A 20,526-nucleotide genomic window follows, 5' to 3' on the forward strand; every position below is an offset into this window, starting at 1 on the left:
TCATCTGAAACTCTGAATGAGGGGTTGTCGGGCCAGCGCCGCAATTGCCACCGTAACGACAAACGTCATTACAGGTATCCACCATGGCTTCCATCAACATCCGCATCGACGATGATCTGAAGCAGCATTCATTTGCTGAGCTGGAAAAGCTCGGGGTAACGCCTTCCGAACTCCTGCGCCAAACTCTTCAATACGTCGCCGAACGCGGGAAACTACCTTTCAAAAGCAGCATTACTCAGCGAAGAGGATGAAGCCCTTATCCCCGTGGTCACCGAACGTCTTGCCGCCCCCAGCGAGTCAAGGTAAGCCTGGATGACCTATAGCCTCGAATTTGATCGTCCCCCTTTGAAAGAGTGAAACAAGCCAAGCGAAAGATGCGCAGGATCGAATCAATCATCAATGCTGACCTATTCTTGCATTCGGCAACAGAAGCCTAAAAGTAAGCAACGTCCCTTTCTTCTGAAGGAAATATCCTTGAAAGCCCAACCTGCTTGCGCACGATAAAAGCGCTGACTAATCTTCGCGCTCCGCCGAAAAACCATAAGGGATAAAAGCATGAGCGACACCCCCGCTAGTCTGAGCATGCCCCCCGACGGTTACGGCGATTGGCTGATCGATCTTAAAAGCAGCATCCATAATGCCCAGCAGCGCGCCACTCTGGCGGTGAACCGCGAGCTGGTGCTGCTGTACTGGCAGATCGGTCAGGATATTTTGACCCGCCAAACACAGCAGGGCTGGGGGACTAAGGTCATCGACCGCTTAGCTCAGGATTTACGCGCGGCTTTTCCGGATATGAAAGGGTTTTCCCCACGCAACCTCAAATACATGCGCGCTTTTGCTGGCGCGTGGCCGGACGCGGAATTTGTGCAAGAGGTGCTTGCACAATTGCCGTGGTATCACCAGATAGCGCTTCTGGACAAATTGTCCAGTCCTGAAAACCGCCGCTGGTATGCCGCCCAGGCCATCGAGCACAACTGGTCGCGCAACATCTTGGTAATGCAGATCGAGACCCGTCTGCTGGAGCGCAACGGCAAGGCCGTCAGCAACTTCGATAGCCAGTTGCCCAAACCGCAATCCGACCTTGCCCGCGAATCACTGAAAGATCCCTACCGTTTCGACTTCCTCGGCTTGACCCTTGATGCTCAGGAGCGCGAGATCGAGAACGCTCTGGTTAAGCATGTCACCGACTTCTTACTGGAACTGGGCGCAGGCTTTGCTTTCGTCGGCCAGCAAGTACTGTTGGATGTAGGCGGTGACGAGTTCTTCATCGATCTACTGTTTTATCACCTCAAGCTACGCTGCTACGTGGTGATCGAACTCAAGGCTGGCAAGTTCAAACCGGAGCATTTGGGGCAACTGAGTTTTTACCTCACGGCAGTGGATGCGCAACTCAAACATCCGCAGGACGGCCCGACCATCGGCCTTCTACTATGCAAGAGCAAGAACAAGGTGGTAGCCGAATATGCGCTGCGAGATAACGCCCGCCCTATCGGCGTGGCCGAGTACCAGTTGGTGGAATCCTTGCCGGCAGAGCTTCAAACCAGCCTGCCCAGCATCGAACAGATTGAGCGCGAGTTGGCCAGTGATGACGCCTTCATGGAGGACGAATCGCAATAATCGGACAACCAAGGATCGGGGACTGCAGCTACGTAAAAACGCTGCGGTCGCTTTATTTCACGCTCACGGATAACTAAACCCCTTAACCAACGTCAACTCCCCCACCGCCCGCATCGGCACCAGGAACGTCTCCATCTTCTCGTTCGGCGTCCCCTCCTCCGTTATCACCGTCACCTGCGCCGTGGTCAGCGGCTGAACCGCATCCTCCTGCCCCTCCTCGTCACTGCGATACCCGCCCCCGAAGTAGTTCACATAGACGAGGTATTGGCCTTTGATCGGCGCCGGCATGGCGAAGATTTCCGGGCCGTAGCCCGTCGTCACGTCAACATCGAGCGCAGCACCATTGGGAACAACGCGGTCACCGTACCAGATGTGGGCGCCGTCGGGGGTGATGAGGTGCAAGTCGAGGTCAGTGCCATCACTGTCCCAAGCCAGTAACACCCGCAATTTCGCTGGAGTGGCCCCGCCGCTGGCGTTCAGAAACTGCGTGCGATGCCGTTGCTGACCATCGGGGCTGCGGACTTCGACGCTGTTACTGCCATTGGGGAATGAGAACGGACGATCAAAGCGGCCGGCAGGATCGATTTTCAGTGGCATGCTGACGCCGTTGACGATCAACCGGCCCGGCTCACCAGACTTGGGCGTGGCTTTGATTTGCCCGGTGATGCGGGCGGTATTGGCTTGACCCACCGGTGTGTTCACCGAGGAGGCTGGGTAGTTAACGGTCTGACGGAAGCTTTCGCCTTCACCCTCAGGTGCGCCGGTGCGCCAGCCGCCAACGGGCGTATCGAGTTTCACGGCGCTCTCAGCCGCAAGAACTGTCGGCAGTACGCAAAAAGAACAAAGGAACAGGAAGACCTGTGGATAACGGAGTTTCATGGCCTATTCCAGCAAGAGGTGGCGGGCGAGCCCTTCGATGTAGGTTTCATCCTGGCCGTTGGGGTGTGCTTCGAAGGCCAGGTGCAGGTATTCGTGGGTCAGGTCGAGGCGGTCTTGCAATGACAGCACGCCGCGCACGTAGATGCGTTGGCGTTCGCGGTCGACGTAGGGGCGACCGAAGGCCAGGCGGCAAACGGCGAAGGTGCTGACTTCGTTGTAGCCAACCTCGTTTTCCAACCGCGGACGCCAGCCGCGGCGTTGGTTCAGCAGCCAGTCTTGCGCGGCGGGCAGTGCTTCGCAGGAGGCGACGGGGTTGTCCCAGCGGCTGAGGCTGGCGCGCGGGTAGGCGTGGAGCAGGATGGCGTCGTAGCGTTGGCCGGCGTTGGCTTGTTCGACGGCTTGCTGCCAGGAGAGTTTGTCCGGGCCGGGTTGGTCGGAGTGGTAGGTGACGGTGCTGCCGGCGAGGACTAGGTCGCTGGTCCAGGCGGCGATGTTGCGCGATTCGGCCGTGGCCGGGCGTGGGGCGACGCGCTGGCGGTTGCTGCTGTCGTCGATGCTCAGACAGTCGCCGTGGCGGGTGGCGTTTTGCAGCAGGTAGGTGCGGATGGCGACGGCCAGGGCTTTGGCGGCTTCGGCGGGTTCGGGCTTGGCTTCGCGCTGGAGGACGCGAGCGACGTATTCTTCGCGGTCCAGGCGGGCGACGAGCTTGTCTTTGAGTAAAAACAATTCGCCGTCGCTGTGAATATCCAGTTGATTGCCGTTGGTGAATTCGACGCGATAATCGCCTTGCAAAGGCCCGGAAGCAACAACGCGATCCCCGGCCAGAACACGCCCGATCGGATAACGGGAAAACAGGCCGACTTCGACGCAACGTCCCACGTCTGCTGGCCCTTCAACAGGCAGCACAGAAGACAACGCTTCACCGTAGTTGCGAAGAACCATCTGACTGGTCCCCCGTCCGCCCGCCCAGATCGGCGTGCCGTCCGCCATCCACCCGGCGAACCCGCCCTGACGCGACGACGGATCCTGATCTCCCAACCAGCTCCAGGTTTTCACCCGCAATCGGCCACCCAGATCGCCCACGACATTGCCGTCAGCCGCATTCAACACCACATCCAGCAACACACGCCGCGCCTGATCCTGCGCCGGCATCACGGCCAACAGCCGTAGTAACTCAGTCACCGAAACCCGGGTGGCAGGTTGCAACGACGGCAAATCCAGCAACCACTCCGGGGCCTGTCGCGCCTGCCAATACCTGCGCCAGTCAGCGCCAGCAATGCCCAACCGCTGCGGTTCAAAGTACAAACCACACGACTTCACCAACGCCTGATCGCGACCAATCTTGCCGCCTGCGGTGCAGCAATAGACTTCCTCTTTCGACTGACCGCGACACTCGTAAGGCGATTCATGAGCGTCGGTATCCACCAGCCAGCCGTACACAAACAACTTCCACACACTGCCCAAAGGCGTCTGCAAATCAGCAGGCAACGGCTCGCGCGCGATCACCTGAGTTCGACTCAAAGAAAGCAACTCACCTTTAAAAGCCAGCCGCAGCGGTTCGTCCTGCGCGGTTGCCAGCACAGGGATCAAACACAGCAGCCACCAGACCAGAGGTCGGGTCATGTCAGTTGACCGTGACCTGACCGAGGGCCGCTTTCTGTTCCTGAGCCTGATGCTGTGGCGCGTAGACCTGAGTGAAGCGCACCGGCGGCAAGTTGAACTGGCCCTTCTGCGAGAAGCGCACCAGATGACGCAGACGCAATTCGCCGCTCAAGGCATCCACCGGAATCGCGTAAGCCATTTGCCCCGGCTCGAAACGCGCTTTCTCCAATGCGGACGGCTCGGTGCCAGCCTTGCCCATCAGCTTGATGCCCCACGTGGTGCGCTCGACATCGGCACCCGGTGGCAGCGGCACTTCGAGCATGCCGTAGCGCAGCGGTTTGGCGGCTTTACTGGTGATGATCACTTCATCCAGGTACAGGCTGTCGCTGGACAACGGTTTGGTACCGACCGCTTCCAGTTTGAAGGTGAAGGCTTCGTCGCCCGGCACCAGGCGCGACAGGCGACGGGTGATGATCACGGCCATCGGATCAATCGGCGGCTGCTTGGTCTGGAAACTCAATGCAGCGCGTAAAGGACGCTCTTGCGCACCGGTCAGCGACAGCACAGCTGGCACTGGCGCAGCACCCTGCCACGTCCAATAAACCTCACCGGTCGCGCCCTGCTCCTGCTTCCAGCCTTCACCAGGCGTCAGCGCGATGGCGGGCGAAGCCTGCTCGATACTGCGTTGCAACCAGGTCAGCGCCAACGCACGCTCCAGCGTCGATTGCTGTGGCAGCAAACGTTGCAGCAACGCTGTCGCGTGAGCCTGATCAAAGGCTTGCAGCGAAAGGTTCAACGCTTCGGCAAACGGTTGAGAACTGACGGCCAAACGCTGCTGAGCGTCCGCCAACTGACGTTTGAAAGACTCCGGCAAAGTGACCTTCGATTGCTTCGCCAAAGAGGCGGTCAACGCACGAGCCGCAGCCAAACCAAGCGCCGATTCGGGATCGCTCATGACCATGCTGTCCTCACCCTCCTCCATCAGGTTCGCCGCATTACCCTCACCCGCTTTCGCCAAGTCATCCATCAAACCGCTGAGCAGGGTGTTCACCGGCAATTGCATCTGTCTGGCGAACGACAGAATCAACGCCCGCTGCAACAACGGCGTGTTCTGCGCCTGCTTCGAATAGACCTCCAGCACCCGTTGCCAATGCTCGGGCGGCAGGCTCAGCTCCAACGCTTTGCTGGCGTGCCAGTCGGCGTAGTAAGCGTAAGCAGTGAGGAATGCATCAGGCTCACCGTCCATGCCCCACCAAGTGAAACTCGCCGAAGGCCCGGCCATTTGCACCAGACGCAGACGGCTGTTCTGCATGATCAAGCGCAAGCGATCGCGGATCTGCGGGTTCGACGACAGCGATGGATAGGCGATGCTCAGCGGCAGCAAACGACTGGCCGTTTGCTCGACGCCGCCATACGGATAGCTCAACAGATCGTCGAGTGCCGAGCGGAACAGCGTTTGCGGACTGTCATCCAGACGCAGGCGAATATCCGTCGCGTCCGCTGGCAAGGTCAGCGGCGTGTCACCGCTGGCCACGTCCAGACTTTGCCTTTGCGTGACCTGCCAGCCTTCACCGGTCGCGGTCAGTCGCACAGCCAACGCATCAGCCGTTTTGCCGTCCTGCACCAGTTCAGCTGTCCACTCACCATTGGCCAACGCAAACGCCGGCAGCGCGATGTAGTTGATGCCGTTATTCAGCGTCACCGGCACGCGCTGTTCGGCGCCAGCGTAATGCATCACCAGCTCAGCCTTGACCGGTTTTTCGGCCTGACTGAAAGCGAACACGCCGAGATCAGGTTTGTCGCCAGCGCGGAATTTGGTTGGCCCGCTCCACTTCAGGTACAGCGGTTTTTCCGAGCGCACGAACTGCTTCTTCTGCCCGACCTGACCGTCATCGGCGATGGCCCGGGCGGTGATGCGCCAGCGGGTCAGCGAGTCCGGCATCTTGAACGTAAAGCGGGTTTTGCCGTTGGCGTCGGTCACCAGTTCCGGCTGCCACGCAGCGGTATCGACGTCTTCACGGCGCGGCCGCTCCAGCACTTTCACGCCTCGCTCGCTGCGGTTAGCTTTGCCCGGCGCACCCGGGCTGCCCGGCAACGCGACGTCATAGCTGATGAACGACAGACTGGCGCTGGTGCGCACGTTGTTGCGGCGCGGGTGGTAGAAAAACTGGTCGATGGTCGGTGCGACTTCCGGTTGCAGGGCGTAGACCATTTCGTCCACCACGCTGACTGTCAGGTGCGCCGGAATCGGCTTGCCAGCGAACTGCGTGGTCAAGTCCACCGACACGGTATCGCCCGGCTGATACGACTCTTTATCGGTGGCGATGGCCACGTCGATCTGCGGCGCGATCACCTTGATGCCGGCGTTCTGGAAGCTGTACTGACCGCCCTTGGTGTAGAGCACCGAAAAGGTCAGGTTCGGAGCGAAATTATCCTTCACCGGGATCCGCGCGCGGTATTGGGTCTCGCTGAGTTTTTCCATCTTCAGCCAGTCGCCGCCCTTGGACAGCAGCGCTGTGGCCTCGACTTTGTCGCGCTCGAGTGACAGCAAGGCATCGCTGATCGGCTCCGGGAAGGTGATCAACGCAAGGGCTTCGTCGCCGGCCTTGTACTCGGGTTTGTCGAGGACAATTTCCACGGTGCCGGGCACGGCTTTGACGCCATCACCAGTGACCGAATGACCGGTCGCACCCACCACGCGACCACGGTCGTCCTTCAGCGTCAGGTTGTACGTGCCCGGACGCTCGAACGCCAACGTGAAACCTTTATCGGCTGCGGCAAGTTTGCCTTCGCCGGTGCTCTGGTCTTCCAGACGAACCCAGCTGTAACCGCTCGGAGTGACCGCTTTGCTTTGCTCGCTGCCGCCTTCATTCAAGTAACTGAACGCAACCTTGTCACTCACCGCACTGAACCGTTGCGGTGCGCGCAGGCTGAAACTCGCGGCGCCACGGTCGATGAGGATTTCCTTGGTGGTCTTGACCCGATACGCCGCACCATCGCTGGCGAACACAGTGAGCATGTAGCGACTCGGCTTCTCGGCAGCCGGCAGATCGAGCGTCGCGTTGCCCTTGGAATCGGTGGTCAGTTCGGTGCTGGTCAACTCAACCGGGAATTGCCCGAGGTATTGCAGTTCGTTGTCGACCATCGACAGTTGTTGGGCGCGCAGGCTCAGGCTCAACCTGGCGTTGGCCACTGGCTTTCCGTCCGGGTACAGCAGCACCAGGTTGCCTTTCACCGGTTCGCCGGTGCGGTAATCCTGCTTGGCCAGGTTCAGGGAAATTTCGAAGTGCGGCTTGATGTATTCGGCCACGCGGAAGGCGCTGCTGTAGGCCTGATCCTTGTAGCTGAAACGCAGCTCATAACCACCCGCTACCGCGTTGTCCGGTAACTGGAACCGGCCTTGAGTACCCGCCTTGGAATCGAGTTTCAGCGCCAGCGATTGCAGCGCTGTGCCGGTCGCATCAAGTACTGTGACATTGACGTCGGCAGCCGTCGGCAGCACCGAGTCGCGGGCATTCTTGAACTCGCGACCGACGATTTTCAGCGACACCCAATCCCCCGGCCGATACAGCGGCCGGTCGGTGAACGCATAGAGTTTGGTGTCGTAGATTTCGCTGTCGTAATAGAAGTTTTCGGAGACGAACACCCCGCCCTCTTCGTCCTCGCCGATCACGAAAGAACGCTCCGGGCTGACGTGCTTCAGACGCAACAAACCATCGGCGTCGGTGGCGCCACTGCTCATTACACCCAGGCCATCGGTCCACAGCACATTGACCTTCGGCACCGAACTGCCTTCGTGTTTGCGCGCGGCCCACACCAGCAGTTCATCACCGGCAATCTTGCTCACGGCCACGGTGTTGGAGACGAAGACCATGGTGGTCGCACGGTATTTACCAATGAGCGCTTCCACCAGGTACAGACCCGGCTTCAGATTGCCCAACGGGATGTAAACGTTACCCGGTGCAACGCTGACGAACTCGCTGGAAGATCCGGCCAGGTTCACGCCCTCAGGCGGCTGGATCGGTTTGGCTTGCCACAGCGGATAACGGAATTGACTGACTACCGGCAAGCCCGGAATCAGCGCGAATTGCGGCTGAGCGTCGTAGGGCGTTGGCGCGGCGATGGCGGTGCCCATCTTCAGTTCCGGCACTTCCTCGGTGACTTGTTTACGCGATTCGTAGGAGAACGCCCGCTGCATCACCCGACGGGATTTGCGGTACCAGTTGTCCCACAAATACGCGAGCGTGTTCGACAGGCCTTCTCCCTTGAACTGGCCGTCGCTGACCACCCGGTGCAGGTTCTTCTGGCGCTTGAGAAAATCCAGCGGCTTGTCGATGCGGTACACGCGAATGTCGGCGCCGCCGTAAGGCTCCATGCGGAACCGCCGGTAGTCGCGACCCGGTGCTTCGAGGCGAACCATCGCCTGTTCGTCGGCGGCGAAGCTGCTATCCGCCAGCAGGAAAAAGCTTTCGCCGGCCACCGGCGTGTAGCCGCTTGGCTCGACGGTGTCTTCGGCGTTGACCGCCGAAAAAGGCAGCACTAATACCAACAGCAGAGGCAGAAAACGCAGCATGCGGGCACCGATCATTGGGAGAGAAAATTCAGTCGATAGACGCCGATGAAGTTGGGGTTGGCTGCGTCGGGGATCCATCGGGTGTCCTTCCATGTCATGAGTTGCTGCAGGCTTGCGGAGCGCATGCCGTTGTCAGTCGGGGTGGCGGTGCCGGTGTGATAGGCGATGTAGCGGCCCATCCAGATCATCAGGTGCTGGTCGTCGCCCTGATCGAAAAACATCAGGTCGCCGGGCCGGGCTTGCGCTAAATCGCGGCCGACCAAATGGCTGTTGAACTGAATCAGTTTGATTGCGTTGACGTAGGGCCCGACCTTGCCGCCGCCCTGCTGCCATTGCTGAGCGAGAGCGCGTTGGGCCTCGCTCAGTTGCAGCTCCGGCGGCAAGTAGCGATTGGACAGGCCATTGCTGCGCAGCCATTTATCGTCATGGACTTTCAGCGCTTCGTTGGCGGCAAAACGGACCAGGCCGGCGCAGTCCTGCTGATACCAGCGCGGGCTCGGGCCTTGGGTCAGTTGTTCCTGAGCGATGCGCACGAACCAGGCACGGAACACCTGGGATTGCTGCACGTCCAGTGGCGGCGCCTCAGTGGCAAATGCCCGAGTGCCCAGCAACATCGCCAGCAGACCAAGGCCTCGGATAAGTGCGGTCACAGGGCTTTCCATTCCAGCGGCAGCCATTGCCAGTGGCCATCGGGTTCGCTGCCTTCCGGAAGCGTCAGTGCGTACTTGCCGTAACCGCCGAGCTTGCGCAGTTTGGGGATCAGGTAGGTTTGCGCCGCGTTGTAGAACACCGGTTCCATGTCTTGCGGCAGGCTGTCGAGGGTTTCCTGTTGCATCAGCTGCGCCATGGAATCAGGGCCGAAGTAGACCGGCATCAGCAGGTCTTTTGGCACCACGTCGGCCATCGGCGGGAAGCGTTTGTCGAGGGTGCCGAGGGCTTTGTCCACCAGCGTGTCGTCGAGGGAGAACAGCAGCGTCGAGCCGTGGCGCGCCAGGCTCACTTTCATGAACGCCTTGCCGGTGATCGCGTCCGGTTGCTCGGCGTCTTTGGCCTTGTAAGGGCCGAAGTTGGAGCTGACCTGACGTTGCCACTGATGGGTTTCACCTTCCTGTTTCTCGACCACCGGGAAGGCATGCTCTTCGACGTTGGCCTCAAAGGCGCCGACCATCGATCCGAACAAATTGCCCAGATCACCGTCGAGTTTTGCGCTGTCATCATCGTTCAGGCTGGCCACCAGCAACGGCGTGTACAACCGCGAATCGGCGTACCAACAGAGGCCGGCGGCACCGGCCATGTGTTCGGTCAGGGCCTGGGCCACCGACTCTTCGGCACCGAGTTTCACCAGCAACGGCTTCTGTTGTTCGGCGGCGAGCGGCAACGCTACGCAGGCGCTGGCGCCCATCGGCATGGCTTGCCAGATCGGTTTGAAATCGAAGTCCGGCTGGTTGTCCAGTTCGTCCAGGGCGAGGAAGCTGTGCCAGCCCTTGTCGTCCATGTCGAAGCGCAGGCCGGCGAAGTTCGGGATGAAACGCTGATAACCCATGGCCAGGACGCTGGAATTGACCGAGAGGCGTTGTTTCACCTCTGGTGCGCGCGGTTGCAGGCCAAAGGCTTCGGGGAACAGTTTGTCGCCATTGAGCAACGCGGCGATGGCCTTGGTTGAGACGCTGCCCGGTTCTTCCGGTGAGCCGCTTTGCGGATCGTAGAGTTTGGTCGGGTTGGACAGCACCACCAGTTTGTCGCCATGGGAAGCGAACAGCAGCGCTTTGCTGGCGTTGTAGCTCAGTTGATAGAGCGCCACATCGTCGGCACCCACTTTCACATCACCGATTTTGCTCAGCTGCGAATCATCCAGCGCCACTTTCGCCAGCGGCTCCAGCACCTTGGCCAGACCACCGCGATCCATCACCAACAAAAAGTCTTTCAAGCGACCATCCGCCCCACGCCACAGCGCCACGTCCGCCGGTTGATCGAAGAGATGCTCGATCAGGCTGTCCTGCAGCTTCAAATCGTGTTCGTAAGTGATCCGTCGCAGACTGCCGATCAAACCGAGACGATCCGCATGCGTTTCGTAATAGAAGACGAAATCTTCAGTCAGGGTTTCCTTGAGGAACGGCACCGCCAGCAAATCCTTGGGCAACCGGCTCAAGGAGTGGGTTTCGAGCAGACCGTCCGGCCGGCTCATGCCCAGTTTGTCGCTGGCCAATTCCGCCGGCGGCGCCTTGGGTTTGTGCATGAACCAGCCCAACCCACCCGCCACGCCGGCCACCAGGCACAGCCCGATCAGGACGGCCGGCCAGCGCCGGGAAGGTTTGGCAGCAGGTGCGTCGGCGGCCGGGGAAACAGTGTTATCGCTCATTTCACAAAGCCCAATTCATCCGTGGTGCGGGATGCTTAATAGTTGAAAGTCTTGACCAGCAGCAGGTCACCGATCGCGCGCAGGGGCACGATGAAGGTTTCGCGTTTTTCGTCGACGGTGTTTTCGTTGAGCACCAGGTTGATCTGCGAGGTGATCACCTCGTTCTGGTTGCTGGTCTCATCGAAGTTATAGCCGCCACTGCCGAAGTTACCCCAATAGTTCACGTAAACCAGATAGGTGCCATGCATCGGCGCGGTCATGGTGAACATTTCCGGGCCGGGGCCATCGACGCCGTCCGGATCCAGGCCGCCGCCGTTGCTCATCGCCGGGCGGGCCCAGAATGCATGCTGGCCGTCGGGGGTGATGATGTGCAGATCGAGTTCGGCTTTCGGGTCGTCCCAACCCAGCACCACGCGAATCCGCGCCGGGGTGCGCAGGTTGTTGGCTTCATAAAATTGGACGCGCTTGAGCGATTTGCCCTCAGCGCTGCGAACTTCGACGCTGTTGGAACCGGCACCGAACGCATACGGCCGGGCGAAACGCCCTTGGTCGTCGGTGTACAGATTCAGAGGATTGCCGTTAACCGCCAGGCTGTGCGGTCCACGCTGAGTGCCGATGGCCTTGAGCTGGCCCTGGATCATTGTGCGATTGCGCTGCACACCCCGATCAATGGGTGGCGTGGGATAGGCGACTTGAGGATTTTCACTGCGGTCCAGCAGGCCGGAATAACGCCAGCCACCCACCGGTTCCGACAGCTCGGCCGAAGGCTCGGCCCAGGCCGCGGTCGCGCAGACAAGCGTGATCAGCAACGTAAGAACACAACGCATGTGACGCCTCCTGCCATGCATAACGAAACCTTGCGCCCGATCCTCGGCGCGTTACAGATCCAAACACTGCGTTTCGTCAGAAAGACCCGTGACTATCGGGTCGTAGAAGGCGCGAAGATTAGCCATTCGGCGGTTTTTTAACAATCGCAGACATCTGAATTTGCGGCAGGAATCACGCTCGTGGCTGGACGGTGAGCCGAATAGGCGTCATATTCGGCTCACCACATGAGCCGAATAACGTTTCTATTCGGCTCACCCACTCCAAGAGCACCGAGTTCATGGCACCTCACTGGATCTGGCAGCAGCCCGATTGGCCGAATTTTAACTGGCAAGCAGAGCGGTTGGGGCCGTTTTTGCGCGAGTGTGTCCAAGCACAAGGGCGACTGATGGGCATGGCGAGCTCAGTGGGCAGTTCTCTGAGCGCTCAAAGCGAACTGGATGCGCTGTTGCAGAACATCGTGACCTCATCCGCCATTGAGGGTGAGCAGCTGAACGTAGGTTCGGTGCGTTCGTCGCTGGCGCGTCGTCTAGGGCTGGATCTGGTGGATCGCAATAACGTCAGCCAGCGCAGCGAAGGGCTGGCGCAATTGATGCTCGATGCCACTCAGCATTTCGCTGAGCCGCTGACACTGGAGCGTCTGCTCGATTGGCACGAATGGCTGTTTCCCGAGCAGGACACCGCCCTCGCCGCCCGACCGATCCCTATCGGTGCGTTACGCGGCGATGATCCGATGCAAGTCGTGTCTGGACGCCTCGACAGGCCGACCGTCCACTTCGAAGCCCCGCCTCGTCAGGGCCTTGAGCGACAGCTCGACACCTTCCTCACCTGGTTTACCGCCAGCCGAAATCAGGCGGGGCTCGATCCATTGCTGCGGGCCGGCATCGCGCACTTCTGGTTTGTCACTCTGCACCCTTTCGACGATGGCAACGGGCGCCTGACGCGCACGATCACCGATCTGGCATTGGCTCAGGGCGAAGCTCAAGCCATCCGCTTCTATGCCATGTCGGCGAGCATTCTCGAAGACCGGTCCGGTTATTATCGAGTGCTCGAAACCTGCCAGAAAGCCACACTGGATATCACCGAGTGGCTCGAATGGTTTCTGCAAACCTTGCTGCGCAGCTTGCAACAAGCCATGGCCCGGATCGAAAGCGTGCTGGGCAAAGCGCGTTTTTGGCAGGCGCACCGGGAGTCCGGGTTGTCGGCCGAACAGATAAAGGTCCTCAACCGCTTGCTCGATGGCGGGGAACGAGGTTTCGAGGCGGGCATCAGCGCGGCGCAATACCAGGCAGTCGCCAAAGTGTCGAAAGCCACCGCGACCCGTCATCTGGCCGAACTGTTGGAGAAGGGCTGCCTGGAACGCCTGCCAGGTGGTGGGCGCAGTACTCGGTACCAGATCAATTATCCAAATGACTCAACCCTTTAAATAAACCAAAAGGTGATCTGTAGCAGCTGGCGAAGCCTGCGTCCGGCTGCGCAGCAGTCGTCAATCCTGCGTGCACGGTATGTCTGATGTAACGCGGGTACTGGTTTTTACGACTGCTGCGCAGCCGGACGCAGGCTGCTACATAGAGTGTGTTGCTGCTGAAACCAGTGGCCAAAACGCCCAGCTCATTTGCCCATACCCCCCATGTCTGCTAGTGTCGCGCCGGTTTAACGTCAACCGGAAATAGCCGCCATGGCCCGCAAAAAAGCTGCACTGGATTTCGAACAATCGCTCGCTGACCTGCAAACGCTGGTAGAGCGTCTGGAGAACGGCGAATTGTCGCTGGAAGATTCGCTGACGGCTTTCGAGCAAGGCATCGGTCTGACCCGCGATTGCCAGGCAGCGCTGGCCCAGGCCGAGCAAAAGGTTCAAGTGCTGCTCGAGCGTGACGGCGAGCTGGCCGAGGAACCCTTCGACGCGGATCAGCCAGAATGATTGCAGCGTATTCGGCGACCAGCCAGGCCCGCGTCAACGCTGCACTGGAAACCCTGTTCAACGCGCCGAGCCCTGAGCTGGCACGTCTGTACGAAGCCATGCGCTACAGCGTGATGAATGGCGGCAAACGTGTCCGCCCGCTGCTGGCCTACGCCGCCTGCGAAGCGCTGGGCGGCAAGGCTGAGCAAGCCAATGGGGCTGCTTGCGCGGTGGAGCTGATTCACGCTTATTCCCTGGTGCATGACGATTTGCCGGCCATGGACGACGATGATCTGCGTCGCGGCCAGCCGACCACCCACAAGAAATTCGATGAAGCCTGCGCGATTTTGGCCGGTGACGGCTTGCAGAGCCTGGCCTTCAGCGCCCTGCTTGATCCGCGCCTGAGCACCTCGGACGCGGAAGTTCGCCTGCAGATGGTCAGCGCTCTAGCGTTAGCGGCAGGCCCGGCCGGCATGGTCGGCGGTCAAGCCATTGACCTCGGTTCGGTCGGTGTGAAACTCGATCAAAAAGCCCTTGAATACATGCACCGGCACAAGACCGGCGCGCTGATCGAAGTCAGCGTCAAGCTTGGCGCTCTGGCCAGTGGCCGTGCCGAGAAAGACGAACTGAAATCTTTGCAGGCTTATGCTCAGGCCATCGGTCTGGCATTCCAGGTCCAGGACGACATTCTCGACGTCGAAAGCGATACCGAAACCCTCGGCAAACGCCAGGGCGCGGACATCGCACGCGACAAGCCAACCTACCCGGCCCTGCTCGGTCTCGACGCCGCCAAGGCCTACGCCCTGGAACTGCGCGATCAGGCCCTGCACGCGCTGCGACCGTTTGACGCGGCAGCCGAGCCATTGCGCGATCTGGCCCGTTATATCGTCGAACGCCGCAGCTGACGGCGTATCTGCCAAAAAAGACCAACGCGTGGGCAGGGGGCGATGCATCAGGTAAACTGCCGCATCTTTTATACCTATAACGATTCGCCTGATGCCCACGACGTTTCATGAGATTCCCCGCAAGCGCCCGACCACGCCCCTGCTCGACCGTGCCAACACGCCGGACGGCCTGCGCCGGTTAGGCGAAGCCGAGCTGGAAACCCTGGCCGATGAGTTGCGCCTGGAATTGCTCTACACGGTCGGTCAGACCGGCGGGCATTTTGGTGCCGGCCTGGGCGTCATCGAGCTGACCATCGCGTTGCATTACGTCTTCGACACCCCGGACGACCGGCTGGTGTGGGACGTCGGTCATCAGGCCTATCCGCACAAAATCCTCACCGGCCGTCGCGAGCGCATGGGCACCCTGCGCCAGAAGGACGGCGTCGCGGCGTTCCCGCGTCGTTCCGAGAGCGAGTACGACACCTTCGGCGTCGGCCACTCCAGCACCTCGATCAGCGCCGCGCTGGGCATGGCCATTGCCGCCCGTCTGCAGAACAGTGATCGCAAGGCGATTGCAGTGATCGGCGACGGCGCGCTGACCGCCGGCATGGCCTTCGAGGCGCTGAACCATGCGCCCGAAGTGAACGCCAACATGCTGGTGATCCTCAACGACAACGACATGTCGATCTCGCGCAACGTTGGCGGGCTGTCGAATTATCTGGCGAAAATCCTTTCCAGCCGCACTTACGCGAGCATGCGTGAAGGCAGCAAAAAGGTCCTGTCGCGCCTGCCCGGCGCCTGGGAAATCGCCCGTCGCACCGAAGAATACGCAAAAGGCATGCTGGTTCCCGGCACGCTGTTCGAAGAGCTGGGCTGGAACTACATCGGCCCGATCGATGGCCACGACCTGCCGACCCTGATCGCCACCCTGCGCAACATGCGCGATCTGAAAGGCCCGCAATTCCTGCACGTCGTCACCAAGAAAGGCAAAGGCTTCGCTCCGGCGGAAGTCGACCCGATCGGTTACCACGCCATTACCAAACTCGAACCCCTGGACGCGCCGGCCGCTGCGCCGAAAAAGGCCGGCGGGCCGAAGTATTCCGGTGTGTTCGGCGAATGGTTGTGTGACATGGCCGCGTCCGATCCGCGTCTTGTCGGGATCACTCCAGCGATGAAAGAAGGCTCCGATCTGGTGGCTTTCAGCGAGCGCTTCCCGCTGCGCTACTTCGACGTGGCGATTGCCGAGCAACACGCCGTGACCTTCGCCGCCGGCATGGCGTGCGAAGGCGCGAAACCGGTGGTGGCGATCTACTCGACGTTCCTGCAGCGCGGTTACGATCAACTGATTCATGACGTCGCGGTGCAAAACCTCGACGTGTTGTTCGCCATCGACCGCGCAGGTTTAGTGGGTGAAGACGGCCCGACGCACGCGGGCAGCTTCGACCTGTCGTTCCTGCGCTGCATCCCCGGCATGTTGGTGATGACCCCGAGTGACGAAAACGAATTGCGCAAAATGCTCACCACCGGTCACCTGTTCAACGGCCCGGCGGCCGTGCGTTATCCGCGCGGCAATGGTCCGAATGCGACGATCGAAAAAAACCTCGAACCGATCGAAATCGGCAAAGGCGTGGTTCGTCGTCAGGGCCGCAAAGTCGCCCTGCTGGTGTTCGGCGTGCAACTGGCCGAGGCGCTGAAAGTCGCCGAAACGCTGGATGCAACCGTGGTCGACATGCGGTTCGTCAAACCGCTCGATGAAGCACTGGTTCGCGAAATCTCCGGTAGCCATGAGCTGCTGGTGACGATCGAAGAGAACGCGATCATGGGCGGTGCCGGTGGCGCCGTCAGCGAGTTTCTCGCCCGCGAAAACATTCTCAAGTCGATGCTCCATTTGGGCTTGCCGGACAGTTATGTCGAGCACGCCAAGCCTGCGCAAATGCTGGCTGAGTGTGGGCTGGATGAGGCTGGGATCGAGGCTTCGATTCGTCAGCGCCTGCAACTGCTCAATACCTGAAGAAAACGGCGCACGCCCGTGCGCCGTGCTTCACCCCCGCCACGGATGACCGATGAAACTCTCTCCCCTCGCCCTGACGCTGACCCTTCTGCCGTCTGGCCCGCTCCTGGCCGACACCTTCGAACGCGATCAGGCCCTGAAGCTTCCCGACGTGCTGATCAGCGCCAACCGTCAGGTCGAAGCGCGCAATGACAGCAGCGCTGCCAACACCGTGTTCACCCGCGAAGACATTGATCGCCTGCAACCGAGCAGCGTCACTGACTTGCTGCGCCGTGTACCCGGCGTGCAAGTCGGGCAAACCGGTGGGCGCGGCAGTCTGCCGGGGATTTACATTCGCGGCACCAAATCAGCCCAGAGTCTGGTGCTGGTCGACGGCCAGCGCATCGGCAATTCCACCTCCGGTGACAGCAACCTGCAGCACATCAACATCGAACAGGTTGAGCGCGTGGAAGTGCTGCGCGGCTCACGCTCGGTGATTTATGGCAGCGACGCGATAGGTGGGGTGATTCAGATCTTCACCCGCCATGGCGGCGAACCCGGTTTGCAACCGCGAATGCACGCAGGTTTCGGCAGCAACCGGACCTGGGAACGCAGCCTCGGGTTGTCCGGCGGTGACGATCAGACCCGATTCAATCTCGGCGCCAGCCTCGATGAAACCGCCGGAATCAATCGCACTCGCGAGTCGTATCCCAGCGACGGCGATCATGACGACTACCGCAACAAATCGGTGAGTTTGAGCCTGAGTCACGCCCTCACCGATGACATCGAAATCGGCGCCAACCTGCTGGATAACCGTGGCAAAAGTGAGTTCGACAATCCGTTCGGCCGCTTCGACATGGACACGTTCGAGTCAGTCCAGCAGCAGCCCTACAGCGACTTCGCGGTCAGCAGCATCAGCAGTTACGTCGATGCGCGTATCAACGACCGGTGGAAAACCCGCGTCGAGTTCGGCCACAGCGAAAACCGCGAGAGGACTTTAGACAAGCTCAGTGACGAACGCAGCGTGTTCAACACGTACCGTGATTCGGTGAACTGGCAGAACGACCTGACCCTCGACGAGCGCAACAGCCTGATCCTCGGCGGCGACTGGTACGAGGACCGAATCAACAGCAGCACGCCATTCGACGAGGACAGCCGCTGGAACCGTGCGGCGTTCATTCAGCATCACTACCAGTCGGATAGCTTCTCCACCGAACTGGGTCTGCGCCGCGATCAGAACCAGCAGTTCGGCGGCCAGAACAGCTGGAGCGGCACCTTCACCCTGCCGCTGAATCCGGACAACGATGTGCTGCTGACCTACAGCGAAGGTTTCCGCGCGCCGACGTTCAATGATCTGTATTACCCCGATTTCAGTAATCCGGATCTGAAACCCGAGACCTCGAAAAGCTACGAGCTGCAATGGCGCAGTCAGCTGACCGACACCGCTCGCCTGGAAGCTTCGCTTTACCGTACGGACCTGGAAGACGCGATTATTTTCGGCAGCAACTCACGTCCGCAGAACGTGGCCTCGGCACGGATCAACGGGTTCGAAGCGGCGTTGAAACAGGAACTGTTCGGCTGGCAGAGCAACCTCGGCGTGGCGATCATCGACCCGCGGGATCGCGACAGTGGTCACACCCTGGCTCGCCGTGCACGGCGGACCTTGAGCCTGGATCTGGATCGGCAGTTCGAACGCTTGGGGCTCGGCGCCAGTTGGCAGGCCGTGAGCAGCAGCTACGACGATGAAAACAATCAGCAGCCGTTGGGCGGGTATGCACTGCTGGGGTTGCGCAGCAGCTGGGCGTTGAATCGTGAGATCAAGCTTGAGCTTAAGGTCGATAACGTGCTGGACAAGGGTTATAGCCGAGCGCTGTACAGCCATGATGGCAGTCAGCATGGGTATCGCGAGGAAGGTCGGGCGTGGATGTTTGGGGTGACCTGGACGCCGAAGCTCTGACCTGAGATTAGCGGCGTTTGGGCTGGCCCCATCGCGGTCTCAGCGATCGGGTGCGATCAGCTGGCACAACTTGACCGTCGCTTCGATCATCTGCCCACTCGGCCGTTCCAGCCCTTTATCCGCCACCAACAGCAATTGCCCCTGCGCCACTGCCGCCACTTGCGGCCAGGTTTTCCACGCATCGAGTTGCGCCTGATCGCTGGCCAGAATCACTTCTGGATTACGCTGCAATACCGCCTCAATACTGACCTGCGGCGCCGGCAGTGTCAGGTCGGCAAACACATTGCGCGCCCCGCACACTTCAAGCGCATCGCTGATGATCTGCCCGCCGCCAACGGTGTACAGCGGTCGATCCCAGACCTGATAAAACACCCGCAATGGCTCATCCCGACGATAACGCTGGCGCAGCGAATCCAGTCGCTGACGCAACTTTTCAGCCAATGAAACGCCACGCTCCGGACGGCCGAGCTGCGAGGCAATCGCCTCAATCTGCGACGTGAGTTGTTCGAGGTTGTGGGGGTCGGCAACGTAGGTCGGGATGTTCAACCGCTTGAGTTGTTCACGCTGGGCCGGGCCAACGCTGCCGGGCCAGAGCAACAGCAGATCGGGCTTGAGACTGAGCAGCTGTTCCATGTCCAGCTGACCGTACCGGCCAACGGAAGGAAGGTCTTTGAGTTTGGCAGGACGCTCACCGGCATCCAGCACACCCACCAACAGGTCGGCTGAATCCAGCTCAACAACGATTTCAGAGAGGGACGGCGCGAGGCTGACAACGCGTTCGACCGCAGCCGCCGGGCCACTGACGGCCAGCAGCAAAACCGCCAGCCAGACAGATCGCATCAACCGAGTTGACGCGGAATACGGTAAAGGTAGAACAGCACCAGGGTCGACAGCGCCAACAACATCAACGGCACCGCTTCGAGGCCGACGAATACCGCCAACGCGCCGATCCAGGCCGGCAGGCCGGCAGCCAGGAACGCGGTGCGACGCTTGGCCGCCAGGGCGATCCAGGCAGCAGGTTCTTCAGGGGTGTCGAGGGCTTTTTGAGTGGCGATCAACGCGTGCTTGTAGCCGCCAAAGAATTTCAGGCTGACAAACATCGAAGCCACACCCGCGATGAAAAACGGCATTGCCAGCACCGGCAGGAGCGCCTCCCTCTGGCCAAACACGCCGTTGATCACGAACAGCGGCAATAAGGCCAACGCCAGGTATTGCCACCAGTTGACGGACAGTCGCCGCCGCACCTGACCTCGGGTCACGCGCGGTCAGCCTCACCCTGATGCTCGTTGCCCATCATGTGGTCGAGCTTGCTGGCCTTGGTGGCCAGGTAGAGTTTGTTGTGCGGGTTGTGGCCGGTGTGCAGCGGCACGCGCTCGGCGACCACGATGCCCATGTCGGTCAAGGCTTTGACCTTGCGTGGGTTGTTGGTCATCAAACGCAGGGACTTCACGCCCAAGTGCTCCAGCATCGGCAGGCACATGGCATAGTCACGCTGATCAGCGGCAAAGCCCAGACGCTCGTTGGCTTCAACGGTGTCGGCACCGCCATCCTGCAATTCATAGGCGCGGATCTTGTTCAGCAGACCAATGCCACGGCCTTCCTGACGCAAGTAGAGCAACACACCACGGCCTTCACGAGCGATGGCCTGCAAGGCGGCCTCGAGTTGCGAGCCGCAGTCGCAACGCTGGCTGAACAAGGCATCGCCGGTCAGGCACTCGGAGTGCAACCGGCCGAGTACCGGGGCACCGTCGGCGAACTCACCCAGGCTCAGCACAACGTGCTCGCGCCCGTTTTCTTCATCGAGAAAGCCGTGCATGGTGAATTGCGCAAAAGGCGTTGGCAGCTTGGAAGCGGCGACAAAAACGACAGGCACCGGTGTGCTCCTGATCAATAAGTACTGGAGATTCGCAGACGCGGCATTGTAACAGCACGTTCCTACA

The 20,526-nt window shown here is 60.5% G+C and carries 15 protein-coding genes and 1 pseudogene; 7 read left to right on the forward strand and 9 right to left on the reverse strand.

What is annotated here, in order from left to right:
* Positions 1-83: 83 nt before the first annotated feature.
* A pseudogene (locus ACYZT3_RS26135) lies at positions 84-323 on the forward strand (type II toxin-antitoxin system RelB/DinJ family antitoxin).
* Between the two features lie 232 nt (positions 324-555).
* Positions 556-1,617 (forward strand): PDDEXK nuclease domain-containing protein, encoded by a 1,062-nt coding sequence (locus ACYZT3_RS26140; protein ID WP_462031049.1) that lies wholly within the window; start codon positions 556-558, stop codon positions 1,615-1,617.
* A 63-nt stretch (positions 1,618-1,680) separates the two neighbouring features.
* Here ACYZT3_RS26140 and ACYZT3_RS26145 read toward each other — a convergent pair whose 3' ends face one another.
* The 6 genes from ACYZT3_RS26145 to ACYZT3_RS26170 are packed head-to-tail and all read right to left on the reverse strand — an operon-like array spanning position 1,681 to position 11,857.
* Positions 1,681-2,496, reverse strand: a complete 816-nt coding sequence (locus tag ACYZT3_RS26145) for a YfaP family protein (protein WP_462031050.1) — start codon at positions 2,494-2,496, stop codon at positions 1,681-1,683.
* 3 nt (positions 2,497-2,499) lie between these two features.
* On the reverse strand, positions 2,500-4,119 hold the full coding sequence (locus ACYZT3_RS26150; protein WP_462031051.1) for a DUF2300 domain-containing protein: 1,620 nt from the start codon (positions 4,117-4,119) through the stop codon (positions 2,500-2,502).
* Between the two features lies 1 nt (position 4,120).
* Positions 4,121-8,686: an alpha-2-macroglobulin family protein gene (locus ACYZT3_RS26155; protein WP_462031052.1), complete on the reverse strand. Its 4,566-nt coding sequence runs from the start codon at positions 8,684-8,686 to the stop codon at positions 4,121-4,123.
* Positions 8,683-9,285, reverse strand: a complete 603-nt coding sequence (locus ACYZT3_RS26160) for a DUF1175 domain-containing protein (protein WP_282379336.1) — start codon at positions 9,283-9,285, stop codon at positions 8,683-8,685. Before ACYZT3_RS26160 ends, ACYZT3_RS26155 begins: the two co-directional genes overlap by 4 nt.
* A 32-nt stretch (positions 9,286-9,317) precedes the next feature.
* On the reverse strand, positions 9,318-11,030 hold the full coding sequence (locus tag ACYZT3_RS26165; protein WP_462031053.1) for a DUF2138 domain-containing protein: 1,713 nt from the start codon (positions 11,028-11,030) through the stop codon (positions 9,318-9,320).
* 35 nt (positions 11,031-11,065) lie between these two features.
* Positions 11,066-11,857 (reverse strand): YfaP family protein, encoded by a 792-nt coding sequence (locus ACYZT3_RS26170; protein ID WP_282379172.1) that lies wholly within the window; start codon positions 11,855-11,857, stop codon positions 11,066-11,068.
* Positions 11,858-12,135: 278 nt separating this feature from the next.
* On the opposite strand from ACYZT3_RS26170, the gene ACYZT3_RS26175 reads away from it, so the two are divergent.
* The 5 genes from ACYZT3_RS26175 (at position 12,136) to ACYZT3_RS26195 (ending at position 18,586) form a co-directional block, all read left to right on the forward strand.
* On the forward strand, positions 12,136-13,281 hold the full coding sequence (locus ACYZT3_RS26175) for a Fic family protein (RefSeq protein ID WP_462031054.1): 1,146 nt from the start codon (positions 12,136-12,138) through the stop codon (positions 13,279-13,281).
* Positions 13,282-13,533: 252 nt separating this feature from the next.
* Positions 13,534-13,776, forward strand: a complete 243-nt coding sequence (locus ACYZT3_RS26180; RefSeq protein ID WP_007894317.1) for an exodeoxyribonuclease VII small subunit — start codon at positions 13,534-13,536, stop codon at positions 13,774-13,776.
* Positions 13,773-14,660: a (2E,6E)-farnesyl diphosphate synthase gene (gene ispA, locus ACYZT3_RS26185; protein WP_462031055.1), complete on the forward strand. Its 888-nt coding sequence runs from the start codon at positions 13,773-13,775 to the stop codon at positions 14,658-14,660. Before ACYZT3_RS26180 ends, ispA begins: the two co-directional genes overlap by 4 nt.
* A gap of 91 nt (positions 14,661-14,751) precedes the next feature.
* Entirely contained in the window at positions 14,752-16,650 is a 1,899-nt protein-coding gene (gene dxs / locus ACYZT3_RS26190) for a 1-deoxy-D-xylulose-5-phosphate synthase (protein WP_282379180.1), read from the forward strand.
* Positions 16,651-16,702: 52 nt separating this feature from the next.
* Positions 16,703-18,586 carry a TonB-dependent receptor domain-containing protein gene (locus ACYZT3_RS26195; RefSeq protein WP_282379182.1) on the forward strand — a complete coding sequence of 628 codons (1,884 nt, stop codon included), beginning with the start codon at positions 16,703-16,705 and terminating at the stop codon, positions 18,584-18,586.
* 39 nt (positions 18,587-18,625) lie between these two features.
* On the opposite strand, the gene ACYZT3_RS26200 is transcribed toward ACYZT3_RS26195, so the two are convergent.
* From ACYZT3_RS26200 to ribA, 3 genes are read right to left on the reverse strand one after another with little or no spacing between them, the layout of a single operon-like run.
* Entirely contained in the window at positions 18,626-19,426 is an 801-nt protein-coding gene (locus ACYZT3_RS26200; protein WP_462031056.1) for a cobalamin-binding protein, read from the reverse strand.
* Positions 19,426-19,845, reverse strand: coding sequence for an MFS transporter (locus ACYZT3_RS26205; RefSeq protein WP_462031057.1), 420 nt, complete (start codon positions 19,843-19,845; stop codon positions 19,426-19,428). The genes ACYZT3_RS26200 and ACYZT3_RS26205 overlap by 1 nt, the downstream gene beginning before the upstream one ends.
* On the reverse strand, positions 19,842-20,459 hold the full coding sequence (gene ribA / locus ACYZT3_RS26210; RefSeq protein ID WP_027924335.1) for a GTP cyclohydrolase II: 618 nt from the start codon (positions 20,457-20,459) through the stop codon (positions 19,842-19,844). The genes ACYZT3_RS26205 and ribA overlap by 4 nt, the downstream gene beginning before the upstream one ends.
* Positions 20,460-20,526 lie beyond the last annotated feature (67 nt).

This window comes from Pseudomonas sp. MDT1-16 (genome assembly GCF_054898115.1).